This is a genomic window from Caballeronia zhejiangensis, assembly GCF_000698575.1.
GTDB classification, from domain to species: Bacteria; Pseudomonadota; Gammaproteobacteria; order Burkholderiales; family Burkholderiaceae; genus Caballeronia; species Caballeronia zhejiangensis.
Genome location: NZ_JFHD01000028.1, coordinates 1 through 15,810 on the forward strand (window position 1 = coordinate 1; position 15,810 = coordinate 15,810).

Consider the following 15,810-nt stretch of genomic DNA (forward strand, 5'->3'; position numbering starts at 1 on the left):
CGGTGTCGGCGGCGACGACGGTCGCGTTCGCGTCCGATGCGCCCGCGTCGAGCGACACGACCGTCTTGCGGCCCGCCGCCGCGAACGCGATCGCGCAATCGGCCGCGCCCGACAGATCGTCGGCGACGATCAGCAAACTCTTCATTGCGTGGCCCCCCGAGCCTTCGCGGACGAACCCGCATCGCGCCGAGCGTTCACGCGTTTCGCGATGGATGCGGTCAATATCGGCGACACGATCGCCGTCACGACGACGCACGCCGCGACGAGCAGCGTCGCCGACTTGGCCGCCTCGTTGTACACCGGATTCGCCGCCGCGATCAGCGCCGGAACGGCCGCCGCGTTGCCCGCGGTGTTCGCTGCCGCCGCGCCCGCCACGCCCGTGCCGCCCGTCAGACGATCCGCGAAATAGAGCGGAATGCCCGTCACGATGACGACCGCGAAACCCAGTCCGATGCCGAGCAAACCGGCTTGCCAGACCTTGTGCAGATCGAGGCTCGCGCCGAGCGCCAGCGCGAAGAACGGAATCATCACCGGGACGGCGCGGCCGAGAAACTCGCGCATCTCGCGATCGAGATTGCCGAGCAGCATGCCGACCGCGAGCGGCAGAATGCTGCCGACGAGCGTCGGCCACGGAAACGCGGACAAACCGGCGACGCCGAGCGTGACCATCGTCAGGAACGGGCCCGATTCGAGCGACATGATCGTGTACGCGCCCACGTCTTCCGAGCGGCCGTACTGGCCCATCAGCGCCATGTAGAGGCCGCCGTTGGTGTCGTTCATCGCGGCGACGACGGCGAGCGTCGAAATGCCCGCGAACAGTCCCGATGAAATCGGCTGCTCGCCCAGGAAATGCCCGAGCACGATGCCCGCGATGATTGCCGTGCCGACCTTGGTCACGAACAGCGCGCCGCCTTTCTTCAGCAGATAAGGCGTCGCCTTCACGTCGATGCTGGCGCCCATGCATACGTAGAACACCGCGAGAATCGGCAGCGCGCCGGTGAAGAGCGCGTTCGTGAACGAGCCGAAGAACTTCGGCATGCCCGGCATGAACGTCGCGATCAGCGAGCCGATGAGCAACGGGACGATCATCATCCCGCCAGGAACGCGCTCGACGGCGCGCTTGATGTGAAGTTGAGCCATGAAGTCTCCTGAGTGGTCTTTGTCCGATTCGATCATCGATTGATCGAATCGATCAAAGCGCAGTGTAGTCCTCCCGTCGGTTTTGCGCAATTTGGTCGTTCTAGGCGTTTACTCTGATCGATGTCGATCATTCCGACTGTTCGAATGACCAAATCGATCAAAATATCGGCCGTGCGCTCGACACGAACCGCGAGCATTTGACGGACCCGGCCGGTTCGCTACACTGTGCGTCGCCGCCAGAACCGTCAAAAGAAAGGAACAGGATGAAAGTCGAGAAACGCCGCGAAGCCATGTTGAAGGCCGTGCTCTCCGGCATGAACGATGTCGCCGCGCTGTGCGAGCACTTCGGCATGTCGGAGGCGACGGTGCGCCGCGACCTGCGCGCGCTCGCCGACGAACGACGCATCGTGCGCACGTATGGCGGCGCGGCGTCGGTCGGGATGCACGAGCCGGAAGAATCGCTCGATACGCGGCGCGAGAGCTATCGCGAGCAGAAGGAAGCGATCGCGCGCGCGGCGGCGCGTCACGTTCAGGACGGCGACACGATCTTTCTCGACGGCGGCACGACGACCGCCGCGCTCGCGCGCTGCCTCGCCGGGCGCACCGAGATTCACGTCGTGACGAACAATCTGCTGGCGGTGAACACGCTCGCGGCGGCGGATGTGCGCGTGACGCTGATCGGCGGCGACGTGCGGCCATCGAGCATGAGCACGCTCGGACCGATCGCGCAGGTGGCGCTCACGCGCGTCACGTTCGACAAGGCGTTTCTCGGCGCGGATGGTGTCGTCGCGGGCCGCGGGCTGTGCGAGGCGACGGCGGAGCAGGCGTTTCTGAAGGAATGCATCGCGGGCCAGGCGGCGGGCGTGTTCGTGCTCGTCACGTCGAACAAGCTGGAGCGCGCGAATCAGCAGCACTGGACGCCGCTGGAACGCAACTGGACGCTCGTCACAGATGCATGGGCCGAAGCGCCGGTGCTCGCGCGCTTCGAAGAGCGGGGGAATGTGACGGTGGAGACGGCGCAGGTTACGTCGAAAGAATCGTGACCAGCGCGACGGCGGAATCGCCTGCGAGCTGACCGCCGTTATGCTCGGCGAGCGCGACTTTCGCGTCTGGCCGTTGCCGCGCGCCCGCCCGGCCGCGCAACTGCTGCGTCAACTCGACGATCTGCGCGAGCCCGGTCGCGCCGACCGGATGACCGCGCGAAAGCAATCCGCCGTTCGGCCGAAAGCGACGGCGGCGAGGGCAATCGCGGGCGCCGCGCCGGCGATGCGCGTCGACGAATTTCTCGACGACAGCGATTTCCTCGCCGACGTGCTCTCGTCCGCGCGCGATGCGAACGGCAGGTTCTGGCCTGTGCTGAAGCTGCCATATCGGCTGACGAAAACGCCCGCGCGCGCGCGCGCCCTGCCGGGCGCGCCGCAACGCGTCAGACGCGCCCCGCCAGCGCCAGCACGCGCTCCAGCTCCGGAAGATCTACCGGCTTGACGAGATGCGCGTCGAAACCGGCGGCGCGCGTGCGGGCCATGTCCTCGTCGGAGCCGAGGCCCGTCATCGCCGCGACGATGACGTGCTTGCCATCGTCACGCATGCGGCGGATCACGTCGAAACCCGTCAGGCCGGGCATCGACAGATCGAGCAGCACGACCTGCGGCCGCGCCGCTTCGAACGATTCGAGCGCGTGCGACCCGTCGTAGGCGGCGCGCGCGTTGTGGCCGAGCATGTCGACGAGCAGCGTCATGCTGTCGGCGGAATCGCGATTGTCGTCGACGACGAGCACATCGAGCTGACGTCCCGCCGTAGCGGCCGGCGTGCCGCTCGCAGGCGTTCCGCGCGCGGGCGGCTCGGCGAGCGGCAGCCACAGCGAGAACGCGCTGCCTCGTCCGGCGCCGCCGCTTTTCGCCTCGACGTGGCCGCCGTGCAGTTCCGCGATGGCGCGCACGAGCGTGAGGCCGATGCCGAGCCCGCCTTCGTCGGCATGCGCGCCCGGCGGATGCTCCTGCACGAACAGATCGAACACCGTGCCGAGCGCTTCGGGCGAGATGCCGCGGCCTTCGTCGATGACGCGCACCAGCACCGTGCCCCCGCGCGGGCCGACTTCGAGCGTGATGGTCGAGCCGTGCGGGCTGAATTTCGACGCGTTGTTGAGCAGATTGTTGAGCGCCTGCACGAGCCGCGTCGGATCGCCGTTGACGAAAAGCGGCTGGCCGCTGTCCTGAATGTCGATGCGCTGTCCGCGCTCGTCGAACGATGGCTGGCTCGCCTCGACGCTCAGGTGCACGACATCCGCGATATCGACGATGTCCGTCGAAAGACGGATCTTGCCCGAGCTGACGCGCCCCGCTTCGAGCAGATCGTCGACGAGCTTCGTCAGATGCGCGAGCTGGCGGTCGACGATCTGACGGCTGCGGATCACGTCGGCGTCGTCGGACGATTTCAGCTTGAGGATGCTGACCGCGTTGCGGATCGGCGCGAGCGGATTGCGCAACTCGTGGCCGAGCAGCGCGAGGAACTCGTTCATGCGCCGGCTCGACGCTTCGAGTTCTTCGAGACGCCGCCGCGCGGTCATGTCGCGCGTGATCTTGACGAAGCCTTGCGCGCCGCCGTTCTTGTTGGGCAGCGCGCTCAGCATGACGTGCGCCCAGAACTCGGTGCCGTCCTTGCGAACGTGCCAGTCCTCGTGTTCGACGCGGCCGCGCTTCGCGGCGAGCGCGAGATCGTCGGTCGGACGGTCGCGGCCGTGTTCGTCCGAGGTGTAGAAAAGCGCGAAATGCCGGCCGATCGCTTCGGCCGCCGTGAAGCCGTAGATCTCGCGCGCGCCTTCGTTCCACGAGCGCACGTAGCCGTTCTGGTCGAGCATGCAGATCGCGTAGTCGCTCACCGAATCGATGAGCAGGCGCAGCCGTTCGTTCGCCTCGTTCGCGACGTGCCGGTCGGTGATGTCGTGCACGAAGCACGCGAACTGGCGCTGGCCTTCGTACCAGACTTCGCTGATCGTCAGCTCGGCGGCGAACTCGGTGCCGTCGCGGCGCAGCGCGGGCAACTCGACGCGCGTGTTGATGATGCGCGCCTCGCCCGTCGCGAGATAGCGCGTGAGGCCCGTGCGGTGTGCGTCGCGAAAGCGTTCCGGCACGATGAACGACGCGAGTTCCCGGCCCGCGACTTCGCGATGTTTCCAGCCGAAAAGCACGCTCGCGGCCTCGTTCCATTCGACGACCATGCCGGCTTCGTCCATCGATACGAATGCGACGTGCGCGTTGTCGAGCACGGTCTGACGGCGGCGCAGGGCGTCGGCGAGCTTCTTCTCGTATTCGATGCGCAGCGACGACTCGACGGAGAGATCCGCGGCGACGCTGGCTTTCTCCCGCAGCAGCGCGCGATTTTCCTGCGCGATCTCCTCGCGCGCGATGGTTTCCGCGATGCACGCGCAAAACGCATCGAGGATGCTGATGTCCGAATGTCCGAAATAGTCGACTTCACCGGAGATGAGCTTCAGCACGGCGACCGAGCGGCCTTCGTAGACGACGGGCGCGACGACCATCGACACGGCGCCGACGGCTTTGCACGCCGCGCGGTCGACGCGATGATCCGTCGCCGAATTGCGGCAGATGAGCGCTTGCTGGCGCGTGATGCAAAGCCCGGACAGACTGCCGGCCGTGGGCAGCCGCACGCCGATGTGCGCCGCCGCCTTGCCGCTTGCCGCGCGGTAGTGGAGCGTGTCGCCCTCGATCCATTCCACGACGGCGGACGCGACGCCCGCGACTTCTCTCAGCGTGTCAGTGACTTTCTGCAGATAAGCGTTAAGCGGGAGCCGCGAATGGGCGAGGCTGGCGAACGTGGCGAACCATCGCTGGAAATGCGCCTGACGCGTATGTTCCGCCTTGATTTTCTTTTCCGGTGTCGACGCCTCGTATTGAGTCCGCATAGGGTATTTCCAATCGATGGATTCGCGATCTTCGAGTCGCGGAGATATCGGGTTTTTTGCGACGGATTAATCGCTCAATTGGAACACAAATACGGCCGCAATCGTTTGCTGTTCGAGAAGATTTTTAGAGGCTTGGGCCGCCGATGAAGCGCGTCGGGGCGGCATGCCGGGGATTATTGACTGGATCGTAAGCCGTTATGGGCATAAGTACGACAAATGACCGGTTGTGCATTCGCGGATTTATTGCGTGAGTATTAATTCCGTGCCGATGGGCGGATGGCGGTAAATTCGGCTTGCTTTCTTTCGCGCGTTCGGATTTGCGATGCGGGAAAGGACCCCTCGCGGCGGATAGTTTATTTCGTTATCCGGAAAATGCGGTTCGCCGAATTGGTTTATTGGGCGATTATTACGCTATTGCTTTTGCGGTTGCTTCAGGTTCAATACGCATACCTCGCCACGACTTCGGCGACGCGCCCCAACGCGTCGCCCAACGTCGCCACATCCACCGATCCCAGCGCCAGCCGCAGCGCATGCGGCACCTGCGCCGCCGTGCAAAACGGCTCGGCCGTCCATACCGAAATCCGCTCTTCCATCAGCGCCGCCGCGATGCGATCCGCGCGCACTTCCTCGGGCATCGGCAGCCACAGAAAGTACGACGCCGGATGCGTCACGCGCTTCAAACGCCCCAACGCACGCGCCGCGATGAGCTGGCGCATCGACGCATCCGCGCGCTTTTCCGCTTCGAGTCTCTCGACCGTGCCGTCCGCGAGCCAGCCGCACGCGATGGCCGTCATGACGCCCGGCGTGTTCCACGTCGTCACGCGGATGGCGCGCTCGATCTTCGGCACCCATTCGGATGGCGCGACGACATAGCCGACACGCAGTCCCGTCGCCACGTTCTTCGAAAAGCCGGATACGTACACCGTCAGTTCCGGCGCGATCGCGGCGAGCGGCGGCGGAGCGTCATCGGCGAGAAAGGCATAGGCCGCATCCTCGATGATGAAAAAGCCATGCCTGCGCGCAAGCGCTGCCAGTTGCCTGCGCCGCGTCGCCGTCATCACCCAGCCGAGCGGATTGTGCAGCGTCGGCATCGTGTAGACCGCGCGCACGCGGCGCCGCTTGCACAACGCCTCGAGCGCGTCGGGATCGGGGCCCGTGCCCGATGCGCGTATCGGCGCGAGTTCGATCCGGTGCGCGTCGGCGAGCAGCTTGAAGCCGGGATAGGTCAGCGTATCGACCGCGACCACATCGCCGGGTTTCAAGAGCGCCATGACCGTCGTGGCGAGGCCGTGCTGCGCGCCATCGACGAGCATCACGCGATCCGCGCTCACATCGAGACCACGGCGCGCGAGATGACGCGCGACCGTCGCCCGATCGCGTGCGCGTCCGCCATGCGGCTGATAGCGCAACAGCGCTTCCAGATCGCCCGCCGATGACAACTGCCGCAACGCACGGCGCAACAGTTCCGCCTGGCCGGCGAGCGCGGGGTAGTTGAAGTCGAGGTCGACCATGTCCGCGGCGATCGCGACCTGATCGATGCCGAGCGCTCGCGAAAGCGTCGTTTCCTTCACGAACGTACCGCGTCCCGTTTCGCCGCTGACGAGTCCCATCGCGTTCAGTTCGGCATACACGCGCGTCGCGGTCACGATGCCGAGCCGCTCGCGCGCGGCCAGCTCGCGATGCGTCGGCAGACGCGTGCCGGGCTTGAGGCGGCCGGAACGAATGTCATCGACGAACCTGTCGACGATCTGCTTGTAGCGCGGTGGTTTCGGCATGAGCGCCCATTCCCGATGTATCCATGACAATTGTTTGATTGTATTCGTCTCGCGCCGTAGCATGCACTCATGCGTTCCATGCGATGAAAGGAGAACATCATGCATATCGCCATTCTCACGTTCGACGGCTTCAACGAACTCGACTCACTGATCGCGCTCGGCATTCTCAATCGCGTGAAAAAGCCTGGCTGGAAGGTGTCGATTGCATGTCCATCGGACGAAGCGCGTTCGATGAACGGCGTCGTGCTCAAAGCGCAAGCCACGCTCGAAGACGCCGCGCATGCCGATGCCGTGATCGTCGGCAGCGGCATGCTCACGCGCGAAGTCGTCGCGGATCAATCGCTGATGGCGCGCATCAGGCTCGATCCCGCGCGTCAGTTGCTGGCGGCGCAATGCTCGGGCACGCTCGTCCTCGCGAAGCTCGGACTTCTTCGGGACGTCCCCGCCTGCACCGATCTGACGACCAAGCCGTGGGTCGAGGAAGCGGGCGTGCGCACGCTCGATCAGCCGTTCGTCGCAAACGGCAATGTCGCGACGGCGGGTGGGTGCCTCGCATCGCAATATCTCGCGGCGTGGGTGATCGCGCGGTTCGAAGGCGTCGAAGCGGCGCGCAGTGCGATGCATTACGTCGCGCCCGTCGGCGAGAAGGAAGACTACGTCGAGCGCGCGATGAAAAACATCGCGCCTTACATCGACGTCGCCTGGCTCGCCTGAGCGGCGAAAAATCGTGCACCGCAAAGCCCGTCGCATTGCGCGCGACGGGCTTTTTCATGCTGCACGTGCGCAAAGAAAGCCGCTTGTATAAAGCAGTAAACGCTTCGGGAAAGTCCCTACGGAAACATCAGACGTCTGATGTATATTTCATGGACTGTCATCCGAGAGAGCCTCATGCGACTGAGCGTCGAGCGATCGATGAGCGACAAGATCCAGGAGTCGCTCCTCGCCATGATCCGCGAGCGCAAGCTCAAGCCCGGCGACCAGATTCCCACTGAAATAGAGCTTTGCGAGCTGCTCGGCGTCGGACGGTCGAGCTTGCGCGAAGCGGTTGCGCAGATGATCTCGCATGGCTTGCTGTCGCGTCAGCAAGGCAAGGGCACCTTCATCAGACAAATTTCGCTGAAGCTGCACGGCGGACTCGATGATCTGATGTCGGTGACGGACATGATTCGCAGCGTGGGCGCAGTGCCATCGACGAGTCGCATCCACACGGACACCGTCGCCGCATCGGAAAGTCTCGCGGAAAAGCTCGCGATCAGGCCCGGCGATCCATGCGTGCGAATCGAGCGCGTGCGGCGCGCGGACGACGCCATCGCCGCGTATTGCATCGACACGATCCCGAAGCGCGTGTTCGATGCGGCCGAAGGCGATCTGGGCGAATCGCTTTTCGGCATGTTCGAGCGCACGGGACGGCGGCTGTCGCATACACATACGTCGATACAGCCGACCATTCTCACGCCGCGCGATCTGCCCGAACTGGGCGACGGTTTCGGTCTGTTTCTGCTGCTGGACGAAGTGGATTTCGATCAGAGCGGCGAGCCGCTTTGCTATAGCAACGACTACTACAACACGAGCATCTTCAAGTTCGATCTGGTGCGCAAGCGTCGCTGACTGGGATGCGCGCACGGGCAACATCGGAGGAGACACCGATGGAGTTTGAAGCTTTCACCGCGCAGGAACTCGCTGCCTATCTCGGCGGCGTGCCCGACGTGCGCGCGTTGCTGGGCGAGCCCGACGATCTCGAAGTCGTCGAAGTCGGCGATGGCAATCTGAACTATGTGTACTTCGTGACCAACGCGAAGACGCCGCAGCGCAGTGTCGTCGTCAAGCAGGCGCCGCCGTTCCTGCGGCTCGTCGGCAAGACGTGGCCGCTTTCATGTCAGCGCATGGAGCATGAAGTCGCGGCGTTGCGGCGCTTCGGCGCGCTGTGTCCGCAGCATGTGCCGAAGGTTTATCACGCCGACAGCAAGCGCTTTCTGATGGTGATGCAGCATCTCGCGTCGCATCGCATTCTGCGTCAAGGTCTGATGGATGGCACGACGTATCCGCGTCTCGCGAATCATCTGTCGAGCTATCTCGCGCATACGCTGTTCTACGGCTCAGATCTCTTTCTCGCGCCCGATATCAAGAAGCAGGCCGCGAGCGCCGCGGTCAACGCGGAGCTATGCAAGATCACCGAGGATCTCGTCTTCACGTATCCGTTCGAGGATCATCCGTCGAACATGTATAGCCCCGCCTTGCCGAAGGCCGCGATCGAAAGGTTGCGAACGCACGAGCCTTTGCGCATCGCGGCCGCCGACATGAAGTGGGCGTTCATAAATCACGCCGAGACCTTGCTGCATGGCGATCTGCATACCGGCTCGATCATGGTCAACGAAGACGAAACCTTCGTGATCGATCCGGAGTTCGCGTTCTATGGACCGATGGGCTTCGACGTCGGCGCGCTCATCGCGAATCTGCTGCTCGCATATTTCTCGCGCGACTGGCACGGCCGCATCGACGGACGCGATCCCGTCGCGTATCAGGAATGGCTGCTCGAACAGATGACGCGCATCTGGACCGGCTTCAGCGCGCAGTTCCTCGAACTGTGGCGCGATCACGAGAGCCGCAGCAAGCGGCGCTTCATCGGCGGGCAAGCGGAAAGCCGCGCGCTCAGCGCGTATCGCGCGCATTTCATGCGGCGTTTGCTGGCGGATACGCTGGGCTTCGCGGGCTGCAAGATGATTCGCCGCATCGTCGGCATGGCGAAGGTGGCGGAGATCACGCGCATTCCGGATGTCGAGGCGCGCGCGCGTATCGAAGTGCGTTGCCTGCGTTGCGCGGAAGCGTTGCTCGTTGGACGCGCAACGTTCGGCGATATCGAACACGTTGCGGTGCTCGCGCGCGAAATTCAGCGCGACACCGCGACGATGTGACAGGAGACTTCATGGCTTCGCAGCCCTTGTTCAGCACGCTTCCCCCGACGATCGAATGGCGCGACGGCGATCTGCTGCTGCTCGATCAGACGCGTCTGCCGCATGAGATCGTCGTGGAGAACATCGCCGACGTGAAAGCGGTATGGCGCGCCATCCGCGAGTTGCGCGTGCGCGGGGCGCCGGCTATCGGCGTGGCGGCGGCGTACGGGCTTTGCATCGCGATGCGTGATTCGACGACGCTTCCCGTCGCGCTGTATCGCGCGGAGCTGGAACGTCATGCGAACTGGCTCGAAGCGGCGCGGCCTACCGCGGTGAACCTGAGCTGGGGCGTGCGGCGCATGCTGCGTCACGCACGCGATATCGACGCGAAAGATAGCGCGACGCTTCACGCGGCGCTCGTCGAAGAAGCGAAGCGAATCCACGATGAAGATCGCGCGCTGTGCGAAGGCATCGGCGAGCATGGCATGCCGTTGATACGCGAAGGCATCGGCGTGCTCACGCACTGCAATGCGGGCGCGCTCGCGACGACGGGCATCGGCACGGCCACCGCGCCGATCTATGCGGCGCGTCGCGCGGGCCTCGCGTTCAAGGTCTACGCCGATGAAACGCGTCCGCTTCTGCAAGGCGCGCGGCTTACCGCGTTCGAACTGCAGCAGGCGGGCGTCGACGTCACGCTCATCATGGATAGCGCGGCCGCATCGATCATGTCGCAAGGGCTCGTCGATCTCGTGATCGTCGGGACGGATCGCGTCGCGGCGAACGGCGATTTCGCCAACAAGATCGGCACGCTCGGACTTGCCATCGCAGCGAATCACTACGGCATTCCGTTCTATGTCGCGTGTCCTTCATCGACGCTCGATCTGCAAACGGCAAGCGGATCGCGCATCGAAATCGAAGAGCGCGACGCCGAGGAAATCACGCATCTCGCCGGACGACGCATCGCGCCCGATGCGATGCAGGCGCGCAATCCCGCGTTCGACGTGACGCCGCATGCGCTCGTCAGCGGCTTCATCACGGAACGCGGCATCGTGCGCGCGCCGTTCGAGCGCTCGTTGCGCACGCTGTTCGACGCAGAGGGGACCGCCGCATGATCGCGGCCGATGAAAGCGCGTTGCGCCGCGCGATCGTCGATACGTCGCTCGAAATGGAGCGGCTCGGCATCAATCAGGGCACCTCGGGCAATGTGAGCGCGCGGTATCGCGATGGCTTTCTTGTCACGCCGAGCGGCGTGTCGGCGCGCGAGCTCGACGAGCAACAGATCGTGTGGCTGCCGCTCGACGTTACCGACGATGCCGACATTCTTCGTATCGCACGGCCGTCGTCGGAATGGCGCATTCATCGCGACATCCTGCGCGCGCGTGACGATATTCATGCGGTCGTGCATACGCATTCGATCGCCGCGACCGCGCTCGCCATTCATGGCCGCGACATTCCCGCGCTGCATTACATGGTCGCGGCGGCGGGCGGCAAGTCGATACGTTGCGCGCCTTATGCGATCTTCGGCAGCCAGGCATTGTCGGATCACGCGCTTGCCGCGCTGGACGAGCGTCGCGCATGTCTGCTCGCGCATCATGGCGTGATCGCGCTCGGCACCGATCTCTCGCGCGCCGTGTGGCTCGCGCATGAAGTGGAAGTGCTCGCGAAGCAATATCTGCTGGCGTTGCAGATCGGCGCACCGCCTTTGCTTTCCGATCAACAGATGGAAGAAGTGCTGGAGAAGTTCAAGACATACGGCAAGCGCAATACGGAGGATCGCTGATACGCGCGTGACGGGAAGCGATGCCTCATCGCAAGAACAAATCGCATTGAACAACTCGTACAACGGAGACAGTCATGGCCTGGAGCTCGGCAAGATTCGACAGTTGGGGAACGTTCGGCAAATCCACGGGCGCGGCGTTGCTCTGCGCGGCGGCCGCGTTGAGCGGATGCTCGAAGAGCGACAACTCGTCGTCGACAAGCAGCACCAACGCGGCATCGGGCGCGAACGCGGCGGCTAGCGCGCCGGCGAGTGCGCCGGCCGCAACCTCGGCGGGCGGCAAGACGAAGATCGGCTTTTCGATCGCGACTTTGAACAACGCGTTTTTCGTCGGATTGAAGGCGGGCGTGGAGCGCGGCGCGAAGGATCAGGGCTTCGAGCTCGTGCAGACCAACGCGAACGGCGACGCGCAGCAGCAGGTCAACGATGCGATCAATCTGCTGAGTCAGGGCGTGACGGCGCTCGTGCTGAATCCGATCGATTCGAAGGCGATCATTCCCGCTGTCGAGAAAGCCAACTCGATGAACATACCCGTCTTCACGCTCGATCGCGGCTCGGACGGCGGCAAGGTCACGTCCTTCGTTGCATCGGATAACGTCGCGCTCGGGCAGACGGGAGCGAAGTGGATCGCCGAGCAACTGAAGAAGCGCTATGGCGAAGAGAAGGGCAACGTGGTCGACCTGATCGGTCTTGTCGGCACGACCGCCGCGACGGATCGCGAAAAGGGCTTCAGCGAAGAGATCGCGAAGTATCCGAACATCAAGGTCGTCGCGCGTCAGGAAGGCGCGTTCGACCAGGAGAAGTCGCTCAACGCGATGACGAGCATCCTGCAGAAATTCCCGCAGATCGATGCGGTGTTCGGCGCCAACGATGACAACACGGTGGGCGCGGAAAAGGCCATCGACAATGCGGGCCGCTACAAGCCGCTGGGCGACAAGGAGCACATTCTCGTGATCGGCGCGGACGGCACCGCGCAGGCGCTGTCCGCGATTCGCGCGGGCAAGCAGGATGCGACGATCTCGCAGAACCCGATCCAGATGGCGGCGAAGTCGCTGCAGTTCATCGCGGATTACAACGCGAAGAAGGACGTGCCCGCGAACTATGCGTGGCCGACGATGCTCATCGACAAGTCGAACATCGATTCGGACGAAGTGAAGAAGTACGGCCTGTGGTCCGAGGAAGTGAAGCAGTAAGGCCAACCGGAACGCGCGACATGACAGTCGAAACGGCAGCACTCGCGCACACGGCTTCGCACGCGGCGAAGCCGTTGTTGCGCATGCAGGGCATCGTCAAGAGCTTCCCCGGCGTGAAGGCGCTGCGTGGCGTAAGCCTGGAGTTGCAGGCGGGTCACGTGATGGCGATCGTCGGCGAGAACGGGGCGGGCAAGTCGTCGCTCGTGAAGGTGTTGTCGGGCGCATATGAACCCGACGAAGGCACGATCGAGATCGACGGCATGCCGCTCGCGCGTGGCACGAATGCGGCAATCGATGCGGGCGTGGCCGTCATTTATCAGGAGCTTTCGCTCATCAACGACATGACGGTCGCGGAAAATCTGTTCCTCGGCCGCATGCCTTCGCGCAACGGCTTCGTGATGATGCGCGAGGCGAACACGATGGCGCGCGAAGCGCTCGCGCGCGTCGGCCTCGACAACGTGCCGCCCTGGATGCGGCTCGGCGATCTGCCGTTGAACAAGCGGCAACTCGTCGAAGTGGCGAAGGCGATTGCACGCGATGCGCGCATCCTCGTGATGGACGAACCGACTGCCGCGCTGCAAAGCCACGACATCGAGAATCTGTATGCGGTCGTGCGCCGCTTGCGCGCGGAAGGCATGGGCATCATCTTCATCTCGCATCATCTGGAGGAGGTGTTCGAGCTTGCGGATTCCGCTGTCGTGATGCGCGATGGCGCGACCGTCGGCGCGCGCCCGATGTCCGCATGGACCGAAGCCGATCTCGTGCAGGCGATGGTCGCGCGCAATCTCGAATCGTTCTATCCGTGGGAGCCGCGCGAGTATGGTCCGGTCGTGCTCGAAGTGCGCAATCTCGCGAGCGCGCCGCTTCTGCGCAATGCGAGCTTCACGGTGCGCGCGGGCGAGATCGTCGGCATTGCGGGCATCGCGGGTGCGGGGCGCACCGAGCTGCTGAAGACGATCATCGGCGCGTTGCCGGTGACGAGCGGCGAGATCCTCGTCAAGGGGAAGAAGGTCAGCAATCATTCGCCGACGCAAGGCGTGCGTCATGGGCTTGTCTATACGTCGGAGGATCGCAAGCTCGAAGGGCTGGTGCTGGAGGCGAATATCGAAGAGAACGTCGCGTTGTCGAGCCTCAAGGCGCTGGCGAGCGGCGGCTTCGTGAGCCGCGCGAAGAAGCGCAGGCTCGCGCAGGAAGCGAGTGCGCGCTTCGGCGTGCGTGCGTCTTCGGTGTTGCAGATCACGGGAACGCTTTCGGGCGGCAATCAGCAGAAGGTGATTCTCGGCCGCGCGACGGCGACGAGTCCGGTCGTCATCATGCTCGATGAACCGACGCGCGGCATCGACGTGGGCGCGAAGTCGGAGATCTACGCGCACATGGTGACGATGGCGCGCGCGGGCGCGGCGGTCGTCATGGTGAGTTCGGAGCTGCCGGAGTTGCTGGGCATGTCGGATCGCGTGCTGGTGATGTATCGCGGCAGCATCGTGACCGAGATCGCGCGCGACAAGGCGGATTCGGAAACGGTCATTCAGTGGGCAACGACAGGAGCAGGCGCATGACCTCCACGGCAGCCGATCGTTCGGATACGGAGGCGCTGTCGCGCCGTGTGATCCGTCAGTTGAGGAGCGGCATCGGACCTTTGTTCGCGGCGCTCGTCATCATCTGTATTGCGTTGTCGATTGCATCGCCCGAGTTTCTTACGACGAGCACGCTGACCAACATCATGGTGCAGGTGTCTGTGGTCGGCATCGCGGCGGTGGGCGGGACGTTCGTCATCATCACGTCCGGCATCGATCTTTCTGTCGGATCGCTCGTTGCGTTGAGCGGGATGGTCGCGGCGACCGTCATGGCGGGGTCGAGTCCGGGCGCGGTCGGATTGGGCGTTGCGGGGTTGTGCGTGGCGCTCGCGGTGGGCGCGTTCGCGGGCGCGCTGAATGGGCTCGTGATTTCGTGGCTGAGGCTCGTGCCGTTCATCGTCACCCTTGCCGCGATGGCCATGGCGCGTGGCCTGACGCTCGCCATTTCCGATGGCCGCACCAAGTTCGATTTTCCTGACGCGTTCACGATGTTCGGTGCGCAGACCGTTGCTGGCTTGCCTATGCCGATGGTCGTGATGCTCGTCGTGTTCGTCGTCGGACATGTGTTGCTGCGCAAGACGACGTTCGGGCATCAGGTGTTCGCCGTCGGCGGGAATCAGGAAGCGGCGCGGCTTGCCGGGATTCCGGTTCGACGTGTGGTGTTCTTCACTTACATGCTTGCCGGTGCGACGGCGGCGATTGCAGGCATCGTGCTCGCCGGGCGGTTGAATTCCGCTTTGCCTTCGGCGGCTAATGGGCTGGAGTTGCAGGTTATCGCGGCTATTGTGATTGGGGGGACTTCGCTGGCGGGCGGGCGTGGGTCCATCGTCGGGACTTTTATCGGTGTCGTGCTGATTGGGGTCATCAATGTTGGGCTCTCTCTTCTTGGGGTGAATCCGTTCTGGACGCAGTTCATTCAAGGTGGTGTCATCTTTGCTGCGGTCTTGCTCGATGCGCTTAGTCAGCGGAGGAAGGTTTGATGGTTTCTGCTTTTTATCGCCGGATCCCGCTGTCGTGTCGGTCTATTAGCGTTGCCCCTGTGCGGGGCGGCAGTCACTTTCTTTGCTGCTGCAAAGAAAGTAACCAAAGAAAGCAGCTCGTCACCGCCCGCGGTCACACGCAATTTGGGTAGTTCTCTCGTCCACGGCGGCACTCGCCTAAAGAGTGCCCTCATAAGCCCCATCCGGCTTGGCTCGCGCACGGTCCGCCGCCCAATAACTTCGAGCGCGCCGGTTCAGCACGAAACAGCTCCGGCACAGCGCTACGCGCTGCCGCCGGGTATGCAAGGGAAACCAAAGGGCGGCGATTGCAGTGAGATGGAGACGTTAGCAGAGAAGCACATGCACTCCCGATTGACCCATCGGCCGCGAAGCGGGCCGGAGCTATTTGGTGCTGAACCCGTTTGGCGTGTGGTGCGATGAGACGGACCGTGCGCGAGCCAAGTCCGATGGGGCCTATGAGGGCACTCGTTAGGCAGCCCACGAAGGACGAGAGGACTACCCAAATTGCGTGTGACCGCGGGCGTATCGGAAGCTGCT

The 15,810-nt window shown here is 64.0% G+C and carries 13 protein-coding genes and 1 pseudogene; 9 read left to right on the forward strand and 5 right to left on the reverse strand.

The annotated features are described in order from the left end of the window. Positions 1-145: four-carbon acid sugar kinase family protein (locus tag BG60_RS39675; RefSeq protein WP_277621799.1), on the reverse strand; the 145-nt coding region annotated here is incomplete at its 3' end. Beyond that, entirely contained in the window at positions 142-1,140 is a 999-nt protein-coding gene (locus BG60_RS26525; protein WP_008347443.1) for a 2-keto-3-deoxygluconate permease, read from the reverse strand. The genes BG60_RS26525 and BG60_RS39675, both read right to left, overlap by 4 nt. A gap of 263 nt (positions 1,141-1,403) precedes the next feature. Here BG60_RS26525 and BG60_RS26530 point away from each other — a divergent pair, with 263 nt between their 5' ends. After that, positions 1,404-2,183 (forward strand): DeoR/GlpR family DNA-binding transcription regulator, encoded by a 780-nt coding sequence (locus tag BG60_RS26530; protein WP_008347445.1) that lies wholly within the window; start codon positions 1,404-1,406, stop codon positions 2,181-2,183. On the opposite strand, the pseudogene BG60_RS37200 reads toward BG60_RS26530, so the two are convergent. The 3 genes and pseudogenes from BG60_RS37200 to BG60_RS26545 all read right to left on the reverse strand — a co-directional run. Further along, positions 2,164-2,361: pseudogene (locus tag BG60_RS37200) on the reverse strand (thiolase C-terminal domain-containing protein); the annotation flags it as partial. The gene BG60_RS26530 and the pseudogene BG60_RS37200 sit on opposite strands and share 20 nt — an antisense overlap. Before the next feature lie 205 nt (positions 2,362-2,566). Then, entirely contained in the window at positions 2,567-5,062 is a 2,496-nt protein-coding gene (locus BG60_RS26540) for a hybrid sensor histidine kinase/response regulator (RefSeq protein WP_008347449.1), read from the reverse strand. Positions 5,063-5,499: 437 nt separating this feature from the next. Continuing rightward, positions 5,500-6,837 (reverse strand): aminotransferase-like domain-containing protein, encoded by a 1,338-nt coding sequence (locus BG60_RS26545; RefSeq protein ID WP_034473352.1) that lies wholly within the window; start codon positions 6,835-6,837, stop codon positions 5,500-5,502. A gap of 99 nt (positions 6,838-6,936) precedes the next feature. Between BG60_RS26545 and BG60_RS26550 the strand changes: the two genes are divergently transcribed. The 8 genes from BG60_RS26550 to BG60_RS26585 all read left to right on the forward strand — a co-directional run bounded on the left by BG60_RS26550 (position 6,937) and on the right by BG60_RS26585 (position 15,252). After that, entirely contained in the window at positions 6,937-7,551 is a 615-nt protein-coding gene (locus BG60_RS26550; RefSeq protein ID WP_008347453.1) for a DJ-1/PfpI family protein, read from the forward strand. Between the two features lie 198 nt (positions 7,552-7,749). Then, complete coding sequence (locus tag BG60_RS26555) at positions 7,750-8,445, forward strand: GntR family transcriptional regulator (RefSeq protein ID WP_235366160.1); 696 nt, start codon at positions 7,750-7,752, stop codon at positions 8,443-8,445. Positions 8,446-8,483: 38 nt separating this feature from the next. Continuing rightward, the gene (gene mtnK / locus BG60_RS26560; RefSeq protein WP_008347457.1) at positions 8,484-9,749 is read left to right on the forward strand and encodes an S-methyl-5-thioribose kinase; all 1,266 of its coding nucleotides are present in this window, start codon (positions 8,484-8,486) and stop codon (positions 9,747-9,749) included. A gap of 11 nt (positions 9,750-9,760) precedes the next feature. Further along, positions 9,761-10,840: an S-methyl-5-thioribose-1-phosphate isomerase gene (gene mtnA, locus BG60_RS26565; protein ID WP_008347459.1), complete on the forward strand. Its 1,080-nt coding sequence runs from the start codon at positions 9,761-9,763 to the stop codon at positions 10,838-10,840. Beyond that, a complete protein-coding gene (locus tag BG60_RS26570; RefSeq protein WP_008347461.1) occupies positions 10,837-11,508 on the forward strand; it encodes an L-fuculose-phosphate aldolase in 672 nt (223 codons plus the stop codon). Before mtnA ends, BG60_RS26570 begins: the two co-directional genes overlap by 4 nt. A gap of 74 nt (positions 11,509-11,582) precedes the next feature. Continuing rightward, positions 11,583-12,698, forward strand: a complete 1,116-nt coding sequence (locus tag BG60_RS26575; protein ID WP_008347464.1) for a sugar ABC transporter substrate-binding protein — start codon at positions 11,583-11,585, stop codon at positions 12,696-12,698. 20 nt (positions 12,699-12,718) lie between these two features. Further along, positions 12,719-14,254, forward strand: coding sequence for a sugar ABC transporter ATP-binding protein (locus BG60_RS26580; RefSeq protein WP_034473353.1), 1,536 nt, complete (start codon positions 12,719-12,721; stop codon positions 14,252-14,254). Continuing rightward, positions 14,251-15,252 (forward strand): ABC transporter permease, encoded by a 1,002-nt coding sequence (locus tag BG60_RS26585; protein ID WP_008347468.1) that lies wholly within the window; start codon positions 14,251-14,253, stop codon positions 15,250-15,252. The genes BG60_RS26580 and BG60_RS26585 overlap by 4 nt, the downstream gene beginning before the upstream one ends. Positions 15,253-15,810 lie beyond the last annotated feature (558 nt).